The sequence below is a fragment of the Phyllobacterium sp. LjRoot231 genome (genome assembly GCF_964253365.1).
Lineage (GTDB): Bacteria > Pseudomonadota > Alphaproteobacteria > Rhizobiales > Rhizobiaceae > Phyllobacterium.
Genome location: NZ_CAXUQT020000001.1, coordinates 1280238 through 1297728, shown reverse-complemented (window position 1 = coordinate 1297728; position 17491 = coordinate 1280238). Strand labels below are relative to the sequence as shown.

Here is a 17491-nt window from a genome sequence, read left to right as displayed (position 1 = left end):
TCGGATGGCAAGACAATCCACTAGGAAGGTGGCGAGGCCGATGCCTTTCCATCGGCCTCACCAAACCCCTCGACCTTGTCCCAAATTTCCTCCGGCAGAACGATTCAATATGATCCCATCTCGCTCTGCAAGCCATATCGGCCATGTCTTAGGTCTTCCTCACATCGCTTTGCGACTTTGCGGCCAGACGGCCTTGTTATTGCTTAAAGGCTGATGTATAGGCTCGCCAACAGTTTTGGAAGCCCACGCCCCTGTGACGTTTGGCTTCATCTCTACCAATCGGCTCCGACCGGAACCCCACTTAGGCAGTGGCTCTGGTTTTGTGCCCTCTAGTTTAGGACGATACAGATGCAAGCCAAGATTCACCCAGATTACCACACCATCAAGGTCGTCATGACCGATGGCACAGAATACCTGACCCGCTCCACCTGGGGCAAGGAAGGCGATACGATGAACCTCGATATCGATCCGTCCACGCATCCGGCGTGGACCGGCGGTTCGCAGCAGCTGACAGATCGTGGCGGTCGCGTATCGAAGTTCAAGAGCCGCTTCGCCAATCTCGGTATATAAGACCTTCCGGCATACCGGATTTGAAAACGGCTCCGTTTGTTCGGGGCCGTTTTTGTTTTTCGCACCACGTTGCTGGCATTCGCGGTGATCCTGTTCGTCGGCAAGGTTCCGGCGCTTGGCGGCACGACGGCGCTGTTACTCCTGTTCGTCTTCACCATCGTCAATATTGCAGTGCTCATTCTACGGCGCGAAAGCGTCGATCGTGAACATTTCCGCACACCGACATTCCTGCCGGTTCTGGGCACGATTTCCTGCGCCTTCTTTGCCGGGCCATGGACCGGACGCGATCCGGTGCAGTACAGGATTGCCGGTATCCTGATTGGTATCGGAATTGTCTTGTGGGGAATAACTGTTCTGGTCAACCGCGCCACCGGGGTAAAGCCAACTGACGCAGACATGGAAGCGCTTGGCGGCGACGGTCCGGTCAGCTGAGTTCAAACAAAAAACCCGCCAGACTTTTGTGTGGCGGGTTTAATTTCAAAGTGCGATGGATCAGGCCGCGCTGAGCTTGGCCAGAACCTCGTCACTTACTTCGAAGTTGGCATAGACGTTCTGGACGTCGTCATCATCGTCCAGCGTCGAAATCAATCGAAGCACTGACTGGGCCTTTTCTTCGTCGACCGGAGCCGTCGTAGCGGGCTTCCAGATTGCTTTGATGGATTCGGCTTCACCAAGTGCGCCTTCGAGAGCCTTCGAAACGTCGCCAATATCTTCGAAGGCACACAGGATCACATGACCGTCTTCATCAGTCGAAACATCATCGGCTCCAGCCTCGATCGCGGCTTCCATGACCTTGTCGGCACCGCCGGCTTCCGGTTTATAAGTAATCTCGCCAACGCGGTTGAACATGAAGCCAACAGAGCCGGTTTCCCCGAGGGCGCCACCAGCCTTGGTGAAAGCTGCGCGCACGTTGGAGGCGGTGCGGTTGCGGTTGTCGGTCAGTGCCTCCACAATAACAGCAACGCCGCCCGGGCCGTAACCTTCGTAGCGCACCTCATCATAATTATCGCCATCGCCGCCGGCGGCCTTCTTGATGGCGCGTTCGATATTGTCTTTCGGCATCGACTGCGCTCGGGCGTTCTGTACAGCCAGACGCAAGCGCGGGTTCATCAGCGGGTCGGGCAGACCCTGCTTGGCAGCGACGGTGATTTCACGCCCGAGCTTGGAGAAGATTTTCGACCGAACGGCATCCTGGCGCCCTTTGCGGTGCATGATGTTCTTGAATTGTGAATGGCCTGCCATGGCACCCCTGCGTGCTTTCTTGCGGTTGTTGATGTTTCGCGTCAGGGGCCCTGCAAGTCAGGTTGCGGGCTGCTCCGGACGGAACCATGCTTCTGGAATGGCGCCCTTATAGGTAAAAACCGGCGTCTCGTCCAGCACCAGCGGAAATACATTCAGGCGCGACGAAGTTTCGTCTCGGCATAGCCGGCTTTCGATATCGTGGAGCAAAGATCAAACCATTCGCACCCGGTGCAGGCGGATCGTGTCGTGCCTTGTAGAAAGGCATTACGGAATTGCTCGATCATCGCGCTGTCGAGATTGATGACGTCCCCGGCTTGCAGTGAGCGGCCAAGCAATTCGCCAACATGCTGCGCCGCCGTGGCATCACGCTCGATAACGCTGTCGCGCAAGCAATGCGGTTCGCTGGTGGTGAGAAGGGGCTGGCAGATATCGTCCGGCCCCTCCTGGATCAGGATATCCTCGCCCGCCACCAATCTTGCAATGACCTTGTCGTAGTTGTCGGTAAAGGCAGGACTATAGCCTTTACCGACATAGGTCAGCATGCAGAGCAGATGGTGCGCGCGAAGCTTTACGGTCAAGACAGGCGGATACCTGAACGGCGAAGCATTTCGATCGTTGCGGCTGCAAGCGCCGATTTAAGGACGCCGCCGATGATGAAAGGCGCAACGCCAAAATCCCAGGCTTGCTCAAGACCGATAATGCTTGCCAGCCATGCTGCGCCAAGAACAAGGCAAAGGGCATTGCCTAGCAACATGACACCAAAGGCTGTGAACGGATTGCGGGTGAAACCGCGTTCAGCAAGCAATCCGACAAATGCGGCGACAATCGGAAAAGAGACAAGGTATCCAGCCGTTGGTCCGGCAAAAGCCACCGGACCTGGGACGCCTTGAGCCAGAACAGGTAGCCCGATAAAAGATTCAAGCAGCCACAAAACAACAGTCAAACCACCAAGACGCCAGCCGTAAAGCGCGCCGACCAATGTTACGGCGAAGGTCTGCATGGTTACCGGTACCGGAAACATCGGCACCGAAATCCACGAGCTCACAGCAAGAAATGCCGTACCGATCAGGACGGCAAGGGCCTTGTACGCAAGCGATCGGTTGGCGAGTTTAAGCGGAACGAAAGCCTCGGCAAAAGTGGTCTGGGTCATCGAATGCAAATCCTTTAGCACGCGTTAAGATGGTCGAATGTAGTTAGTGTTTCTTTTTCCTGCGGCGCGTCAGCATGTTGAGCGCCTCGACGAGTGCTGAAAAGCCCATCGCCGCATAGATGTAACCTTTGGGTACATGAAAGCCAAATCCATCGGCGATCAGCGTCATACCAATCATCAAAAGGAAGCCAAGGGCAAGCATGATTATCGTCGGATTGGCCGCGATGAATTTCGACAATGGTTCGGCTGCAAGCAGCATAACCGTCACGGCCGCAAGCACGGCGATCACCATGATGGCGATTTCGTCGGTCATGCCGACGGCTGTGATGATCGAGTCCACCGAAAACACCAGATCGAGCACTAGGATTTGTGCAATCGCGGCGCCCATCGTCAGCGTAACGGCCTTGCCGATAACATCTTCCTTGGCGTCCTCATGATCGACCGTATGGTGGATTTCCTTCGTGGCCTTCCATACCAGGAACAGGCCACCGGCGATCAGGATGAGATCACGCCAGGAGAAGCCATGTCCAAAGGCTTCGAACAATGGCTCCGTTAACTGCACGATGATTGAGATGGTGAACAGCAGAACAAGGCGCAGAACAAGAGCGGCGCTGATGCCGAGGCGGCGGGCCCGGGCCTGCTTTTCCTGCGGCAGCTTGTTGGTAAGGATCGAAATAAAAATGAGATTGTCGATGCCGAGCACGACTTCCATCACGACAAGTGTGACGAGGGCTATGAGACCGGATGGTTGATAGATGAAATCGAAATGGGAGAGTAGCGCTTCCATGGGGGTCGTTCCTGTGTTGCTATGGCCCGGATGGTGCAAACCGATGGCACGACTTAGGTGAGCGCGCGCCCTTCGGTCAACTCATTTCCAGAAGGATGGGATAGTTTCTTCCAGCCTCGGACCAAGCCGCAAGGGCGCGATCTTTTCAGCGAGGCCAGTGCGATCGGAAATCTCGACACCGACGCCGCAGATGGTCGCCTTGCCATTGGCCGCCTCAAACCGTCCTTTCGGCACTTTGGACAGGAACCGGTTGAGCGGTTCTTCCTTGTCCATGCCGAGCGATGAATCATAGTCGCCACACATTCCGGCATCGGACATATAGGCGGTGCCGCCATTCAGGATCTGCGCGTCCGCTGTAGGCACGTGGGTATGAGTGCCCACAACGAAGCTGGCGCGGCCATCGACAAAATGACCGAAACACTGTTTTTCGCTGGTTGCTTCCGCATGAAAATCAAAGACCACCGCATCCGCCTGTTCGCCAAGCGGGCACGCAGCCAGTATTTCCTCGGCTATCGTGAAGGGGTCGTGCAAATCCGGGTGCATGAAAACCCGGCCCATGATGTTGGAGACGAGCACGCGAGCGCCATTCTTGGCAAGGAAGACACCAGAGCCTTTCCCCGCTGTACCGAGCGGGAAATTGGCAGGCCGCAGGAAGCGTTGTTCGCGCGCCGCAAAGACGAGTGCCTCGCGCTGATCCCAGACATGATTGCCAGTGGTGACAACATCGGCACCGGCATTGATCGTATCGTGGAAGATTTCCTCGGTGATACCAAAGCCGCCGGCTGCATTCTCACCATTGACGATGGTAAAATCGAGCTTCAGATCGGCTATCAACCCGGGCAATTGCTCATAGACAGCCGTCCGGCCCGAGCGGCCCACCATGTCACCAAGAAAAAGTAATCTCACGCGCATATCCCGACAGAAAGCTCCACGTCTTGTGGAGCCTGTAATTGTTAATTGGCTTTATCGGTCTAGCCAAAGCTGCGCAAGCCGGTTTCCGTGAGGATGGCCTCCAGTGGCATGTCATGCGGTTCGTCCGGCACAATTTCGACCTGCTGGCAGTCAAACGCCACCCCGATCAGTCGTGGATTGACGCCGATCTCCTGTAAACGTGCGATCGCCCGGTCATAATAACCAGCGCCGTAGCCAATACGGTGACCACGCTCATCGAAAGCGGCCAGTGGAACCAGCATGAAGGAAGGATCGAGAACCGCGGCGTCCTCTGGCGGCCCTGCCGTACCGAAGCCCGTCTCGACCATCGGCGCTCCCCGCACGAGCTCACGAAAAAGGATCGTCCGCTTGTCGATGATGACCGGAAGGCAAAGCCGTGCGCCGCTCTCGCGCAGACCGAAAAGCAGCGGGCGCACATCCACTTCCGAACGGATCGGCCAGAAGCCGGAAACATTGATACCCGGATCGACGGAAAGAGATGCCAAGCCAAGGTCAGCGATCCGCATGGACGCTTCGATCCGATATTCCGTGGTGAGTGCATCGCGCCGGCCCAGGGCTTCGAGCCTGAGATTCTTTTTCAGTTCTTTAATGGGGGAAAGGTGCTGCACGCGGGTGACTTCATGAGGCGCCGACGACGGGGTCAGCTCGGGATGAGCACAAAAACAAAAGCGGCGTCCACACAACCGATGGAGAAGTCGATCCCGGGAACCTACAAAGTAGGTGGGTGCCGTGTGAAGAAGCCCACGGGCCTCCTCAGGGACAGCTCCCTAAGGGATCATTAAGGCCCCGGGGAATATGTCTCTCCTGTCGAGAAGCGCAGAGCGCCGATCCGAATATAGGACGGTTGATTGGATTGCACCAGTAGCGTTGTCGGCTAATTTCAGCCTCTTGCTGTCATAAAGTCTCGACCCTAATCTCACCGCGCCGTAACAGTGCAGAAAGACGCGAATAATGAACGTTCAAATCCGCCCTTTGCAAAAATCCGACGAACCCGAATGGCGTCGGCTTTGGACAGGTTACCTGACCTTTTATGAGACGACCGTGCCAGAAGAGGTTTATCAAACGACATTCGCGCGGCTAACTTCAGGTGCCGATCATGAGTATCGCGGTTTCATAGCTGAGTTTGAGGGCAAACCTGTCGGTCTCACGCATTATTTGTTTCACCGCCATTGCTGGAGCATCGAGAATGTCTGCTATTTGCAGGACCTCTTTGCCGATCCGGAGGTGCGCGGCAAAGGCATCGGCCGCGCACTTATCGAGGCCGTCCATGCCGAGGCGACCAAGGCTGGTGCACATTCTGTCTATTGGACAACCAATCAGGACAATGCAACGGCTCGCCAGCTCTACGACCGGATCGCGAACGTCACGCCTTTCATCAAATATGTGAAGATGGTACAAAACTAACGGCGGGGACCTCCAGGGAACAAATATTACTCAGTCGCATTTCTCATTTCGAGCCATGGGAGTTGAGCGTTGGCGCCAAGAGCGAATTGGAAAGGTTATCTGAAGGTTGCGGAGCTATCCTGCCCCGTTGCGCTGTATACCGCTGCCTCAACGTCCGACCGCATTGCCTTCCACACACTCAACCGTGCGACTGGTCATAGGGTGCAGCGGCAATTCATCGATACCGACAGCGGTAAGCCAGTTGAAAAGGAAGATCAGGTCAAGGGTTACGAGGTCGGCGCCAATGATTACATCGTGCTCGAACCCGATGAAGTGGCCTCCGCAGTTCCTGAAAGTGACAAAACGCTCTCCGTCGAGGCGTTCGTCGCCTGCGATGATCTGGACGACATCTATTTCGACAAACCCTACTATCTCGCGCCGAGTGACAAGCATGGCGAGGAGGCTTTCGCACTGATCCGCGAGGCCCTCAAAGCCAAGGAGGTCGCCGCGCTTGCCCAGACAGTGTTATTTCGTCGGGCACGCACGCTTCTGATCCGCGCCGCAGGGAATGGACTGGTCGCCAACACGTTGCACTTCGATTATGAGGTACGCTCCGCCAAGGACGCATTCAGCGACGTTCCCGAGATGAAGATCAAGGGCGAGATGCTGGATCTCGCCAGGCATATTATCGAAACGAAGCGCGGCACCTTCGACCCTTCTCAATATAAAGACCGCTACGAAGCCGCCCTCGCCGAACTGGTGAAGGCGAAGCTCGAAGGCAAGCCGATCCCGGCAAAGAAAGCGGCCAAATCCGAAAAAGTTGTCGATCTCATGGAGGCTTTGCGCGAAAGCGCGGGCGTTGGAAAGAAGCAGGCCAGCACCAAGAAGAGTTCGGCCCGCAAGACCAAAGCGGAGCCAGCACGGCGGAAAGCGAGCTGATTTATGGTTGCGCTTGAAACATACCGGAAGAAACGGGATTTCAAGACAACCACTGAGCCACGAGGCCGCAAGGCGTGCAAAGCCGGGAATAGCTTCGTCATCCAGAAGCACGACGCGACGCGGCTGCATTATGATCTTCGGCTGGAAATGGACGGCGTTTTAAAGAGTTGGGCCGTCACCCGCGGGCCAAGCCTCGTTCCCAGCGAGAAGCGGCTGGCGGTTCATGTGGAAGACCACCCGCTCGAATATGGCGAATTTGAAGGCACGATACCCAAGGGCGAATATGGTGGTGGTACTGTCATTGTCTGGGATCATGGCACCTGGACCCCCGTCTTTGACCAGAAGTACGGTTATGCCAAGGGGCACCTGGAGTTCGAGCTTTACGGCGAAAAGCTTTCAGGGCGTTGGCATCTGGTGCGTATGCATGGCAGGCCCCGGGAAAAGCGTGAAAACTGGTTGCTCATAAAGGCAGAAGATGATGCCGCGCGCACCGAGAGCGATCCCGACATTCTTGAAGAGCGACCTGAATCCGTGAAGACCGGCCGCGAGATTGCCGATGTCGCCGGTGAGGAACCCGGCTGGTCGTCAAAAACTGGCAAGATAAGCAAGAAGAAGAGTGCAAACGGCAAGGCAACAAAGGCAGCCCAGGAATCAGCGCGTGATACCGCTCCGGACATTCCCGATCCATCCAGTATCAAAGCCGCCAGAAAGGCGCCACTTCCCCCTTTTGTCGAGCCTACGCTGGCGACACTCGCACCAAAACCGCCAATGGGCGAGCGCTGGATTCATGAGATAAAGTTCGACGGCTATCGACTGCAGGCGCGCCTTGAGGCTGGGCGGGTCAAGCTTTTCACCCGCAACGGCCTCGACTGGACCAAGAAGTTCGGCAAGGAAATCGTCGCCGCTTTTCAGGATTTGCCGATAGGCACGGCGCTGATTGACGGGGAGTTGGTGGTCGAAACCGCAGGAGGCGCCTCGAACTTTTCCGCCCTGCAGGCTGATCTCAGCGATAACAGGACAGATCGTTTCGTTTTCTACGTTTTCGACCTCCTCTATCTTGATGGCTTTGATCTGCGAAATTTACCTTTGATCGGGCGCAAAGCCATTCTTGAAAAAGTCGTGGCTGATACGACGGCGCGGATCCGCTATAGCGGACACTTCGAAGAAAACGGCCCGCTCATCCTCGAGCACGCCTGCCGGCTAAGCCTCGAAGGTATCGTGTCAAAGCGGCGCGATGCGCCATACCGATCCGGCCGCGTCAAGGATTGGATCAAGGCCAAATGCTCGCAGCGGCAGGAATTCGTTATCGCCGGCTATGTGCCCTCGACTACATCGCGAAAGGCGATCGGTTCGCTGGTCATGGGCGTTTATAATGGCAAGAAACTTGAGCATGTCGGGCGCGTCGGAACAGGATATAGCACGTCGGTGGCCGAAGATTTGTTTCGCAGGCTTGAACGCATTCGTGTGCCGGAGAGCCCCTTCGCCGAACGGCTCAGCGCCGATGCGGCAAGACAGGTTCGCTACGTGAAGCCGCAGCTCGTCGCCGAGGTAGAGTTTCGCGCGTGGACTGCCGACAACAATCTGCGGCATGCTGCCTTCCGCGGGCTGCGCGAAGACAAGGACCCACGCGAAGTCATGCGCGAGACGCCGAAATCGAAGGCTTCGTCACAACCCGAGAGGCCCAAAGTGAAACTCACTCATCCCGATCGCATCTATTGGCCCGAAGAAGGCGTTACCAAGCAAGGCCTCGCTGACTATTACACCGAGGTCTGGAAGTATATCGCTCCTTTCGTCGTTGCGCGCCCCTTGGCACTGCTCCGAGGTCCAGAAGGCATCACCGGCCAGAGCTTTTTCCAGAAGCACTCCTGGAAGGGTCTCAATTCCAATATCGTCCTGGTAGAGGATCCCAAGGACAAGGACGACGAGCCCTTGATCAGTATCAATGATCTCGATGGACTTATCGGTCTGGTGCAGTCGGCAGTCCTAGAAATCCACCCCTGGGGCTCAACGATTGCGGATTGGGAACGCCCGGACATGATCATCATGGACCTCGATCCGGGCGAAGGCGTTCCCTGGGAACAGGTCATCGCGGGCGCGCAGGAGACGCGTCAGCGGCTTGAACAGGCTGGTCTCAGCGCCTTCATAAAGACGTCGGGTGGCAAGGGTCTGCATGTGGTGGCGCCGCTCAAACCCAAAGCTGCGTGGCCGGAAGTCAAGGCGTTCACCAAGGCACTTGCTGATTCCATGGCCTCCGACAGTCCTGACCGCTACGTCTCGACCATCACCAAGTCGAGACGCACTGGCAAGATCCTCATCGATTATCTGCGCAACCAGCGCGGCATGACAGCCGTTGCGCCCTATTCAACCCGGGCGCGTCCCGGCGCAGCTGTCTCGATGCCTCTCGAATGGGATGAACTGACCCCCGGCATTGGTCCGGCCTATTTCACGATTTTGAACACACCGACACGTCTTGCATCGATTAAGTGTGATCCTTGGGCCGATTTCCGCGCCGCCGCCGTACCGATCGAGAAGCAGACGAAGAAACGCGCCTAGCTCTTCTTCGATTTGCTCTCGCTTGCAATACTTTTTTTCAAAGCATCCATGATGTTTACGACATTGCTTGGATGCTCCGGTGCGGTTTCCTTTGATTTTGCCGGGCGCTTCTTGCCCTTCTTCTTCGCCGCAATGATTTCCAGCAGGCGATCCTGAACCGGATCATCGACCATCTTCGGGTCCCACGGCTTCATCCGCTCATCGATCAGCGTCTTCACCAGAGGCATCAGTTGGCTGTCGACCTTGTCGTTCTTGATATTGCCGAAATATTCATCGCGATCGCGCACCTCGTCACCATAGCGCAGGGTCCACAGGACAATGCCGCGGTCTCGAGGCTCCAGCATCACTGCACGCTCGCGCCGGTACATGACCAGCCGGGAAATCCCGACTTGGCCGGTTGCCTCCATCGCGTCGCGGATAACCGAGAAAGCTTCCTCACCCACGGGATCGTCCGGCGTCAAGTAATGCGGCTTGTCGTACCAGATCCAATCGATGCTATCGCGCGGTACGAACATCTCGATATCGATCGTGCGCGTACTCTCAAGCCCCACCGCCTCGATCTCATCATCCTCGAGCATGACATATTCGTCTTCGCTGCGCTGATAGCCTTTGACCTCGTCGTCTTCGTCCACAGGCTTCCCGCTGACGGAATCGACATATTGGCTGACAACGCGGTTTCCGGTTTTCCTGTTGAGGGTATGGAACTTGATCTTCTCATTGTCCGTGGTGGCAGGGGTCATCGCTACGGGGCAGGTGACGAGCGAAAGCTTCAAATAGCCTTTCCAGAATGAACGCGGCGCCATGACTCACACTCCCCCGATACGTTCGGCAAGAACGGGTTGGCAGAGAATTCGTTCCATGCAACCGATCATATCGCCATTCATGATAGCTTCGAGGCCAGGACATCGAGCTTGTTGATCTGCGGCGGGCTGGCGAAAAGTTCGCCCGCCCGCGCCATCAATGCCGCAGCGACCTTCCCCGAAAGATGTGCATCGCGTCCATTCTCGTCTGCAAACGCATCGAAGATTGCAAAGGAGCTTTTACCCAACCGAACAGCGAACCATGCGATCGTTCCGGATTCCTCGTTTACGAGAGGCAAAGCAGACTGCAGAAACGCAGCAACATCTTCCTCTTTTCCGGGTTTTGCTTCGAGGGGCACGTAAAGAGCGAGCTTGACCATGATCCTTCCTTCTCGAAATTGTTTCCACCACCTTGCGCCTTTTTAACGCTTCAGGGAACAGTCCCGCCCCAACAGGCGTTCTTGAACCGCAATAACAGGGTGAAGTAATGCAGCCGGATTATGCGTATTATGCAGAGGTGCTTGGACTGAAACTGGTCGATCCGGAAACATTCATCTTAAGGCGCGAACCGTGTAAAGACGCGTTCGATTATATCCGGACCAATGGACGTCCTATCTCAAAGAAACACATCTAACGCATTGCCGCTCTGGTTATACCGCCGGCCTGGACCGAGGCCTATTGCTGCGATGATTGCGACGGCCACATTCAGGCTGTCGGCCTGGATGCGCTTGGGCGGCACCAATATATCTACCACCCAAAGTAGGTTTCGGCGGACAGGAAACTGGCCTGATGCGCTGCTGGAAAGAGCAAATCCATGGATGTTTCAACGGTACGTATGAACCGGCTAATTGGATCTTGGCGGGGACAGCCAAATGGAGGATAGGACCTTGTTCAATTTGATGATGCGGAGGCGGATTCCGCAGTGCGGTAAGTGGTGCTGAACACTGCACAATTAAATTCGATTTGCGACTATTCGCAAAATGCGCTTAGCTTTTTTCATATCGTCGCATTCGTTACCCCCGCGGAATGGCGACCCGCAATCGAGATGTGTTCTCGCTGAACAGATGGGAGCGTGTCATGGCATTCATAGATAGAGACCGACGGATATTCGCAACTACGGATTGGGAAATCATGCAGCGGGCTCACAACAGAGCATCGCAACTATTGGATCGATGCCCCAAGACTCATGAACGCTGTAACGACCTCGCGCGCGTCATCATGGCCATCTACGAGAGCGGCGTTCGCGATGAGGACGAATTGGCGGCAATGGCAGCAAATCGCGAGCTCAACTTCATGGCGGGACGCGGGCATTTCCAAAAGCCGTTCCTGTTCAAAAGTGCGGCGACTTCGACCCATGAGTCGGTAACCGAGCACTAGCGCGACAAAGCGAGAAGCCGAGCGGCAATGAGCGGCTTCTCATGATTTGACCCGGTCCTTTTGCTGCGCCAACAACTGAGCGTGGATATCTGCGCCCGGAACCGGGTAAGCGATCGCATAGCCCTGCAATGTATTGCAGCCGAGACGGCGTAGAAGCTTTGCGTGGTCCGGTGTTTGCACACCTTCGGCAATGACGCCGATACCAAGCGCCTTGGCTATATCCACGATTGACCTGATGAGGCTTCTCTGTTCGCGGGATGTCGTGATCGGCATGACCAGCCGCTGGTCGATTTTCAGCCTTTGCGGCTTGAGTTTCAGCAATCCGATGATCGACGCATGGCCGGAACCGAAATCATCTACCTCGATGTCGACCTCCATTTGCTTCAGCGCGGCGATGTTGGTCAGGACATCATCCTCGATCTCATCGAGAAAAACCGTCTCCAGAAGCTCGAACGAAAGCGTATTCGGTTGGATATTCAACGGCCTGAGCTGCTCGATCAAGGTGGGATCGGACAATCGCGCAGCCGAAGTATTGACTGCGATCCGCGGAACATCGAGGCCTTGCTCTTCCCATACCTGCCGATCGTACAGAACCGTTTTAAGGATTGCGGCATCAAGTTCCGCCAACAGCCCAAGCGTCGCAGTCACCTTCAGGAAGGTTTCAGGCAGGAGCATTCCCCGCTGTGGGTGTTTCCAGCGAGCCAGCGCTTCTATTCCCACAATCCGCCCTGACCGAGCGTCCACCTGTATCTGGTAGTATGGTATGAACTCTTCCCTTTCAAGACCGAGTTTGACGTGCTCCGCGGTATGACGGTCGCGTGACAATTCCGTTTTCAGATGCGGCGCAAAGAATTCAACCCTGTTTCGTCCGAGTTTTTTGGCGCGGTAGAGCGCAATGTCGGATTCAGCGAGCAGATTCGCTGCATTTCCGCCGCTCATCCACGCCACGCCAATCGATGCGCCCGCCTGCAAGAGCGAGCCGCCATAGGAAACACCCTGCTTGAGCAACCTGACAATATGCTGCGCCACGACGCGAAGCTCGTCCACAGCATCGAAATCCGGCAGCAATATCACGAACTCGTCGCCGCCCGTGCGCGCCACAAAACCGCTCACCGGAACCACGGAAGCAATCATGAGGGCTGCCGACTTCAAAACCGCATCACCTGCGGCATGGCCCGCCGTATCGTTGACTTGCTTGAAATAATCGAGGTCGACATGAAGGATCGCCAAGCGGCTTCGATCGGGATCATTGGAAAGTTCAGAAAAGCGCTTGTCGAAAAAACGTCTATTGGGCAATCCCGTCAGATAATCATGTTCGGCGGCGTATTCGATCTGCGCGGTACTCGCCTCAAGCGCTACTGCTCTGGCTTCTGCTATAGACTTCTGGTGTGAAAGCTCGCGATTAAGCATCACATCTGCCGTTATGTCCCATTCGGCGCCGATGAATGTGGCGGTCAGACCATCCTCGTAATAATGGGCTCTTGATCTGATGTAACGGATATCTCCGTTCGGCAGGATTATCCTGAAATCGGAAGAGTAGTCGCCCTTGCGCCGGATGGCTTCGTCAAACTCCTCTTCGGCTCTCGCGCGGTCATCGGGATGAATAGCGTCGATCCATTGGTCGGAGGTCATTTTTCTTTGCGTATTGCCTGTCGCATAGAGCCGGTGCATCTGCAGGTCCCACAGCACCTCATTTTCGGCATTGTGTTCCCACACGCCGATTTGCGAAGCTTCGAGGGCAAGTTCCAGCCGCCGGAGAACGCTTTGAAATTCCCGCTCTGATCTGGCTAATTTCATTTCGACTTCTGTAATGTCTCCACCCCTATCAAGATATCTATCCTGAACAGACTCTCTTAAAAATATATTGTCGCAATATTCGAGGTCATCTCGCCCTTCCAGATGGCATCGCGCTGGAATTAAATCGAACTACTTAGTTTCGACGCAGAAATCCGGAGAAATCAGAGAAATATTAAGAGTCGTAGTGTCATTGATACGCCGGCGCTCAAGTCAGCAAACTGGCGTGCCGACCCGTGGTGGAAAGCTTGGTGGATTTTCCGAATGTCGCGCTATTTTGACCAGCTGTGGTTCAGGGCAATATTAATTGCCGCGCTGATTGCTGCCGGCACTCTGTGCGGGATGTGGATAAGCAGGCTTGTTGTCATCTCAAGTGACCGCGGGCAGATGCGAATTTTTTCTGAACGACTTCTTGATCGCGCGGTCGATGTGTTTACCGAAGCCGACATGATGCTGACCGTCATCAATACATCGCCCTATCCATTCTGTTCCGACAAAGAAATAACATATCTGCGGGACGTGTTGTTTGGCACGAGGTATCTCAAGGATATGGGCCGGGTCAGGGACGGCTTTTTTCATTGTTCGGCCGTTTTCGGCAACGGAAAAAAGCCAATGCCACTGGTCGCGCATAACCTTGAAACGCCCGGAGGCAAGCTGGTCTATGCAAATTCGCGTCTGGCCATATCCAATTCCACCGCGCCCATTATCGGCATTGGCAACGCCAATGTCGTGCTGGACCCTGCTTCCTTCGAAACGCTGAAAAATTCGGCCTATGCCTACAGCGTGATGTACAATCCGCAAGGCATATCGTCGACAGTCGGGATGTTCGGCTCATTGAATATCGGCAAGGTCGACGTGAAATCGCCCGATGGCGTTGGCCGGACCGGGGATATTGTTTACCACAATGTGTGCCGGGACATGGCATGCGTGACAGTGAACGCCACAGTGAGCCAGCTTGAGGCGTCAGCGCAGCCGATTACGGCAATAATTTCCATTTTCGGCGCTACACTCGGTGGCGCTCTCGCCACGATCGTCATCTTGCTCCAGCGTAACAATTTGAGCATGAAAACAAGGCTGCAGCAGGCACTTGGGCAGGATAGGCTAACCATCGAGTACCAGCCTATCGTCGATGTAACAACAGGTCGCACGGTTGCGGCCGAGGCGCTTGTCCGCTGGAGGGAGAACGGCGAATTCATACCACCGGACGTCTTCATTCCTGTTGCCGAAAACGCCGGGCTGATTAACCGCCTCACCATCTGCGTCATCGACAACGTGCTTGACGATATGGCGGCTATTCTCGATGCCAATCCTGGTTTCCACGTCAGTATCAACATCTCGGCTGCAGATCTGTTCAATCGCGATTTCAGCACCCAGCTCGCGTCGCGTCTCGAGGACGCAAATGTCGCCAGTGACCAGATCGTGCTCGAAATCACCGAGCGTTCCACCGCCAATGCCGCCGATGCCATAGAGGCAATCAAGCGTCTGCGATCCAGCGGACACAGGATATTCATCGATGATTTCGGTACAGGATATTCAAGTCTGGCCTATCTCGGAGAGTTGAATGTCGACGGGATAAAGATCGACCGGTCCTTTACGCAAACCATAGGGACCGGTTCCGTCTCCGTTTCCATCGTGCCCCAGATCATCGGCATGGCCCATGTTCATCATCTGGATATTGTCGTCGAAGGCATCGAGACTCCTGCCCAGCGTGACTATTTTGCGGCTCTCGTGCCCAAGGTGGACGGCCAGGGATGGCTGTTCGGCCGCCCGACAAGTGCGGCAGTGATCAAGGAAATGTTGAATTCCGCCGCTTGAGCGTCGCACCAGACGAACTGATTTGAAATCCATCCTCCCCAGGCGCATATGTAAAAAATAGTCTTACGGCACAATCATATGGGATGATTTTTCTATGGAGGAAGACGCCGCCGCATTCGCCGCCCGACTGAAACACCGGGCGCACACCTATGGATTCCTGACATGCCTGCTGCTCGTCGCATCCTCGATCGTCGGCGACGCGGGCGGACCGCTGTTCAGCTGGCTCTGGCCGCTGATGATCATCGGCGGTCTGATCACGCTGTTCCTCGCCGTCTATCTTCGTTTCGACGCAGCGCTTTTCCGTTTCATTGCGTCGCATGAGGACGAGACGGAGGGCTGCCGCGCGGTGGATGACATTCTCGCGCGCATGCATTTGCGCAAGCGGCCGCACGTAACGCGACCTCTTCATATGCGCATGACGCGAACAAACAGCCTGCTGACGAAACTGCACCTTGCTTTTGCAGCTTTTCTTGCTTTATTCGCTGCTTTGGCAACCTATGGGTTGTGGACCGGTTAAAAACAACCGGAGGGGGAATATGATCAACGTGAAACCAGTGCTGCGGCGAGCGGCTGCCATGGTGCTTGCCGGAATTGCGCGAGCTATCACCGGCGTGCGGCCCATTTGGCAGGGCTGTGCACCATCGGAGCGACAGAGGATCTACTTCGCCAACCACGCCAGCCATGGCGACTTCATTCTGCTTTCCACATGCCTGCACCCGGAAGAGCGCGAGCGCACCCGTGCCGTCGCCGGAGCCGACTACTGGCAAAAAAACAAGATCCGGCATGTGTTGGCTCGCGACCTGCTTAACACGGTGCTTGTCGAACGCAACTGGGTGGAGCGTGAGCAAGACCCGATGGTCATCATGCTGGACGCACTTAAGGAGGGCCACTCACTGATCATCTTCCCTGAAGGCACGCGCAACATGACCGAGGAGCCGTTGCTGCGTTTCCGTTCGGGTATCTACAATCTGGCTTTCGCCCGACCCGATGTCGAACTCGTTCCGTGCTGGATCGAGAACATGTCGCGCGTTCTTCCCAAGGGCGCATTCCTGCCGGTGCCATTGCTTTGCCGCGTTATCTTCGGTGCGCCTGTCCAGCTCGAACCCGAAGAAGATCGTCACGCCTTTTTGCACAGGGCGCAGCAGGCGCTGCTTGAACTCAACCCGGAACACCAGAGGTCGCTCAATCATGGCTGAAACGATCTGGCTGTTCCTTGGCCTCCTCGGCATACTGACGGCCGCCAGCGCCGTTGCGACCGTGCTGAGCTGGAAGAGCACACGCAAGGGCGATGCCCTGCCTTCGACACTCGCCAATCTGAATTCGCGCATCAAGGCGTGGTGGATCATGATTGCCGCCATCTCCGTTGCCTTCCTGTTCGGCAAGGGCGGCGTGGTCCTCCTGTTCGCCTTTGTTTCCTTCGCCGCCTTGCGCGAATATGTGACGCTGACGCACACGCGGCGCGGTGATCACTGGATCCTGCTTGGCATGTTCCTGGTCATCATTCCGGTGCAATATTACCTACTGTGGATCGAATGGTACGGAATGTTTTCAATCTTCGTCCCGGTCTATTGCTTCCTCGCCATGCCGGCATTGACGGCGATCTCCGGCGATACGGAACGTTTTCTGGAACGTGTCAGCGAACAGCAATGGGGCATCATGCTCTCGGTCTATTGCCTTAGCCATGTACCGGCCTTGCTAACGCTCTCCATACCGGGTTTCGAAGGCAAAGGCCTGCTGCTCATCGCCTTTCTCATCGCCACAGTCCAGGGCAGCGACGTGCTGCAATACGTGTTCGGCAAACTCTTCGGCAAGAACAAGGTCGCGCCGAAAATATCGCCCTCCAAGACCTGGGAGGGCCTGATCGGCGGTGTCATCAGCGCATCGCTGCTCGGAGCGGCGCTTTCCTGGCTGACGCCTTTCACACCGCTGCAGGCCGGATTGATGGCCGGACTAGCCTGTATCATGGGGTTCTTCGGCGGATTGGTGGCCTCGGCGATCAAGCGCGATCGCGGCGTCAAGGATTGGGGTCATATGATAGAGGGCCATGGCGGTATGCTTGACCGGGCCGACAGTCTGGTCTTTGCCGCCCCGATCTTCTTTCATGTGGTCCGCTATTTCTGGACCTAGGGT

At 55.9% G+C, this 17491-nt stretch carries 20 protein-coding genes and 1 other RNA gene; 11 read left to right on the top strand and 10 right to left on the bottom strand.

Annotated elements, in window-relative coordinates; translation table 11 throughout:
- Positions 1 to 348 precede the first annotated feature (348 nt).
- Both rpmE and ACSQ3H_RS06295 read left to right on the top strand, forming a co-directional pair.
- Positions 349 to 570: a 50S ribosomal protein L31 gene (gene rpmE / locus ACSQ3H_RS06300; protein ID WP_112523777.1), complete on the top strand. Its 222-nt coding sequence runs from the start codon at positions 349 to 351 to the stop codon at positions 568 to 570.
- 36 nt (positions 571 to 606) lie between these two features.
- A complete protein-coding gene (locus tag ACSQ3H_RS06295; RefSeq protein WP_436116262.1) occupies positions 607 to 1002 on the top strand; it encodes a hypothetical protein in 396 nt (131 codons plus the stop codon).
- A gap of 60 nt (positions 1003 to 1062) precedes the next feature.
- Here ACSQ3H_RS06295 and ACSQ3H_RS06290 read toward each other — a convergent pair whose 3' ends face one another.
- From ACSQ3H_RS06290 to ssrS, 7 genes are all read right to left on the bottom strand, one after another.
- Positions 1063 to 1812 carry a YebC/PmpR family DNA-binding transcriptional regulator gene (locus ACSQ3H_RS06290; RefSeq protein ID WP_436116261.1) on the bottom strand — a complete coding sequence of 250 codons (750 nt, stop codon included), beginning with the start codon at positions 1810 to 1812 and terminating at the stop codon, positions 1063 to 1065.
- A gap of 152 nt (positions 1813 to 1964) precedes the next feature.
- On the bottom strand, positions 1965 to 2390 hold the full coding sequence (locus ACSQ3H_RS06285; RefSeq protein WP_436116260.1) for a DUF1284 domain-containing protein: 426 nt from the start codon (positions 2388 to 2390) through the stop codon (positions 1965 to 1967).
- Entirely contained in the window at positions 2387 to 2962 is a 576-nt protein-coding gene (locus ACSQ3H_RS06280) for a biotin transporter BioY (RefSeq protein ID WP_436116259.1), read from the bottom strand. The genes ACSQ3H_RS06285 and ACSQ3H_RS06280 overlap by 4 nt, the downstream gene beginning before the upstream one ends.
- A gap of 43 nt (positions 2963 to 3005) precedes the next feature.
- Positions 3006 to 3749 (bottom strand): TerC family protein, encoded by a 744-nt coding sequence (locus ACSQ3H_RS06275; protein ID WP_436116258.1) that lies wholly within the window; start codon positions 3747 to 3749, stop codon positions 3006 to 3008.
- 81 nt (positions 3750 to 3830) lie between these two features.
- Positions 3831 to 4655: a TIGR00282 family metallophosphoesterase gene (locus ACSQ3H_RS06270; RefSeq protein WP_436116257.1), complete on the bottom strand. Its 825-nt coding sequence runs from the start codon at positions 4653 to 4655 to the stop codon at positions 3831 to 3833.
- A gap of 65 nt (positions 4656 to 4720) precedes the next feature.
- The gene (locus tag ACSQ3H_RS06265) at positions 4721 to 5308 is read right to left on the bottom strand and encodes a 5-formyltetrahydrofolate cyclo-ligase (RefSeq protein WP_436116256.1); all 588 of its coding nucleotides are present in this window, start codon (positions 5306 to 5308) and stop codon (positions 4721 to 4723) included.
- 61 nt (positions 5309 to 5369) lie between these two features.
- A non-coding RNA gene (ssrS, locus tag ACSQ3H_RS06260) (6S RNA) lies at positions 5370 to 5526 on the bottom strand.
- A gap of 125 nt (positions 5527 to 5651) precedes the next feature.
- Between ssrS and ACSQ3H_RS06255 the strand changes: the two genes are divergently transcribed.
- From ACSQ3H_RS06255 to ligD, 3 genes are all read left to right on the top strand, one after another.
- On the top strand, positions 5652 to 6104 hold the full coding sequence (locus tag ACSQ3H_RS06255) for an N-acetyltransferase family protein (RefSeq protein ID WP_436116255.1): 453 nt from the start codon (positions 5652 to 5654) through the stop codon (positions 6102 to 6104).
- A 69-nt stretch (positions 6105 to 6173) separates the two neighbouring features.
- A complete protein-coding gene (locus ACSQ3H_RS06250; RefSeq protein WP_436116254.1) occupies positions 6174 to 7022 on the top strand; it encodes a Ku protein in 849 nt (282 codons plus the stop codon).
- Between the two features lie 3 nt (positions 7023 to 7025).
- Positions 7026 to 9575, top strand: a complete 2550-nt coding sequence (ligD, locus tag ACSQ3H_RS06245; protein ID WP_436116253.1) for a DNA ligase D — start codon at positions 7026 to 7028, stop codon at positions 9573 to 9575.
- Here ligD and ACSQ3H_RS06240 read toward each other — a convergent pair.
- Together ACSQ3H_RS06240 and ACSQ3H_RS06235 are read right to left on the bottom strand one after the other, a co-directional pair.
- The gene (locus ACSQ3H_RS06240; RefSeq protein ID WP_436116252.1) at positions 9572 to 10378 is read right to left on the bottom strand and encodes a Ku protein; all 807 of its coding nucleotides are present in this window, start codon (positions 10376 to 10378) and stop codon (positions 9572 to 9574) included. The two genes, ligD and ACSQ3H_RS06240, sit on opposite strands and share 4 nt — an antisense overlap.
- Before the next feature lie 77 nt (positions 10379 to 10455).
- The gene (locus ACSQ3H_RS06235; protein ID WP_436116251.1) at positions 10456 to 10755 is read right to left on the bottom strand and encodes a putative quinol monooxygenase; all 300 of its coding nucleotides are present in this window, start codon (positions 10753 to 10755) and stop codon (positions 10456 to 10458) included.
- Positions 10756 to 11012: 257 nt separating this feature from the next.
- On the opposite strand from ACSQ3H_RS06235, the gene ACSQ3H_RS06230 reads away from it, so the two are divergent.
- Entirely contained in the window at positions 11013 to 11138 is a 126-nt protein-coding gene (locus ACSQ3H_RS06230) for a hypothetical protein (protein ID WP_436119366.1), read from the top strand.
- A 314-nt stretch (positions 11139 to 11452) separates the two neighbouring features.
- Positions 11453 to 11752: a hypothetical protein gene (locus ACSQ3H_RS06225; RefSeq protein ID WP_436116250.1), complete on the top strand. Its 300-nt coding sequence runs from the start codon at positions 11453 to 11455 to the stop codon at positions 11750 to 11752.
- Between the two features lie 39 nt (positions 11753 to 11791).
- Here ACSQ3H_RS06225 and ACSQ3H_RS06220 read toward each other — a convergent pair whose 3' ends face one another.
- Entirely contained in the window at positions 11792 to 13549 is a 1758-nt protein-coding gene (locus ACSQ3H_RS06220; RefSeq protein WP_436116249.1) for a putative bifunctional diguanylate cyclase/phosphodiesterase, read from the bottom strand.
- 261 nt (positions 13550 to 13810) lie between these two features.
- Here ACSQ3H_RS06220 and ACSQ3H_RS06215 point away from each other — a divergent pair, with 261 nt between their 5' ends.
- The 4 genes from ACSQ3H_RS06215 (at position 13811) to ACSQ3H_RS06200 (ending at position 17488) form a co-directional block, all read left to right on the top strand.
- A complete protein-coding gene (locus tag ACSQ3H_RS06215; protein ID WP_436116248.1) occupies positions 13811 to 15361 on the top strand; it encodes an EAL domain-containing protein in 1551 nt (516 codons plus the stop codon).
- Between the two features lie 94 nt (positions 15362 to 15455).
- Positions 15456 to 15878 (top strand): hypothetical protein, encoded by a 423-nt coding sequence (locus ACSQ3H_RS06210; RefSeq protein ID WP_436116247.1) that lies wholly within the window; start codon positions 15456 to 15458, stop codon positions 15876 to 15878.
- Between the two features lie 19 nt (positions 15879 to 15897).
- Positions 15898 to 16557 (top strand): lysophospholipid acyltransferase family protein, encoded by a 660-nt coding sequence (locus tag ACSQ3H_RS06205; RefSeq protein ID WP_436116246.1) that lies wholly within the window; start codon positions 15898 to 15900, stop codon positions 16555 to 16557.
- A complete protein-coding gene (locus tag ACSQ3H_RS06200; RefSeq protein ID WP_436116245.1) occupies positions 16550 to 17488 on the top strand; it encodes a phosphatidate cytidylyltransferase in 939 nt (312 codons plus the stop codon). The genes ACSQ3H_RS06205 and ACSQ3H_RS06200 overlap by 8 nt, the downstream gene beginning before the upstream one ends.
- The last annotated feature ends 3 nt before the right edge of the window (positions 17489 to 17491 follow it).

Coding starts and splice junctions, on each gene's coding strand:
- rpmE (WP_112523777.1), top strand. CDS start 349: ATGCAAGCCAAGATTCACCCAGATTACCACACCATCAAGGTCGTCATG.
- ACSQ3H_RS06290 (WP_436116261.1), bottom strand. CDS start 1,812: ATGGCAGGCCATTCACAATTCAAGAACATCATGCACCGCAAAGGGCGC.
- ACSQ3H_RS06280 (WP_436116259.1), bottom strand. CDS start 2,962: ATGACCCAGACCACTTTTGCCGAGGCTTTCGTTCCGCTTAAACTCGCC.
- ACSQ3H_RS06275 (WP_436116258.1), bottom strand. CDS start 3,749: ATGGAAGCGCTACTCTCCCATTTCGATTTCATCTATCAACCATCCGGT.
- ACSQ3H_RS06255 (WP_436116255.1), top strand. CDS start 5,652: ATGAACGTTCAAATCCGCCCTTTGCAAAAATCCGACGAACCCGAATGG.
- ligD (WP_436116253.1), top strand. CDS start 7,026: ATGGTTGCGCTTGAAACATACCGGAAGAAACGGGATTTCAAGACAACC.
- ACSQ3H_RS06240 (WP_436116252.1), bottom strand. CDS start 10,378: ATGGCGCCGCGTTCATTCTGGAAAGGCTATTTGAAGCTTTCGCTCGTC.
- ACSQ3H_RS06235 (WP_436116251.1), bottom strand. CDS start 10,755: ATGGTCAAGCTCGCTCTTTACGTGCCCCTCGAAGCAAAACCCGGAAAA.
- ACSQ3H_RS06225 (WP_436116250.1), top strand. CDS start 11,453: ATGGCATTCATAGATAGAGACCGACGGATATTCGCAACTACGGATTGG.
- ACSQ3H_RS06220 (WP_436116249.1), bottom strand. CDS start 13,549: ATGAAATTAGCCAGATCAGAGCGGGAATTTCAAAGCGTTCTCCGGCGG.
- ACSQ3H_RS06215 (WP_436116248.1), top strand. CDS start 13,811: ATGTCGCGCTATTTTGACCAGCTGTGGTTCAGGGCAATATTAATTGCC.
- ACSQ3H_RS06210 (WP_436116247.1), top strand. CDS start 15,456: ATGGAGGAAGACGCCGCCGCATTCGCCGCCCGACTGAAACACCGGGCG.
- ACSQ3H_RS06205 (WP_436116246.1), top strand. CDS start 15,898: ATGATCAACGTGAAACCAGTGCTGCGGCGAGCGGCTGCCATGGTGCTT.
- ACSQ3H_RS06200 (WP_436116245.1), top strand. CDS start 16,550: ATGGCTGAAACGATCTGGCTGTTCCTTGGCCTCCTCGGCATACTGACG.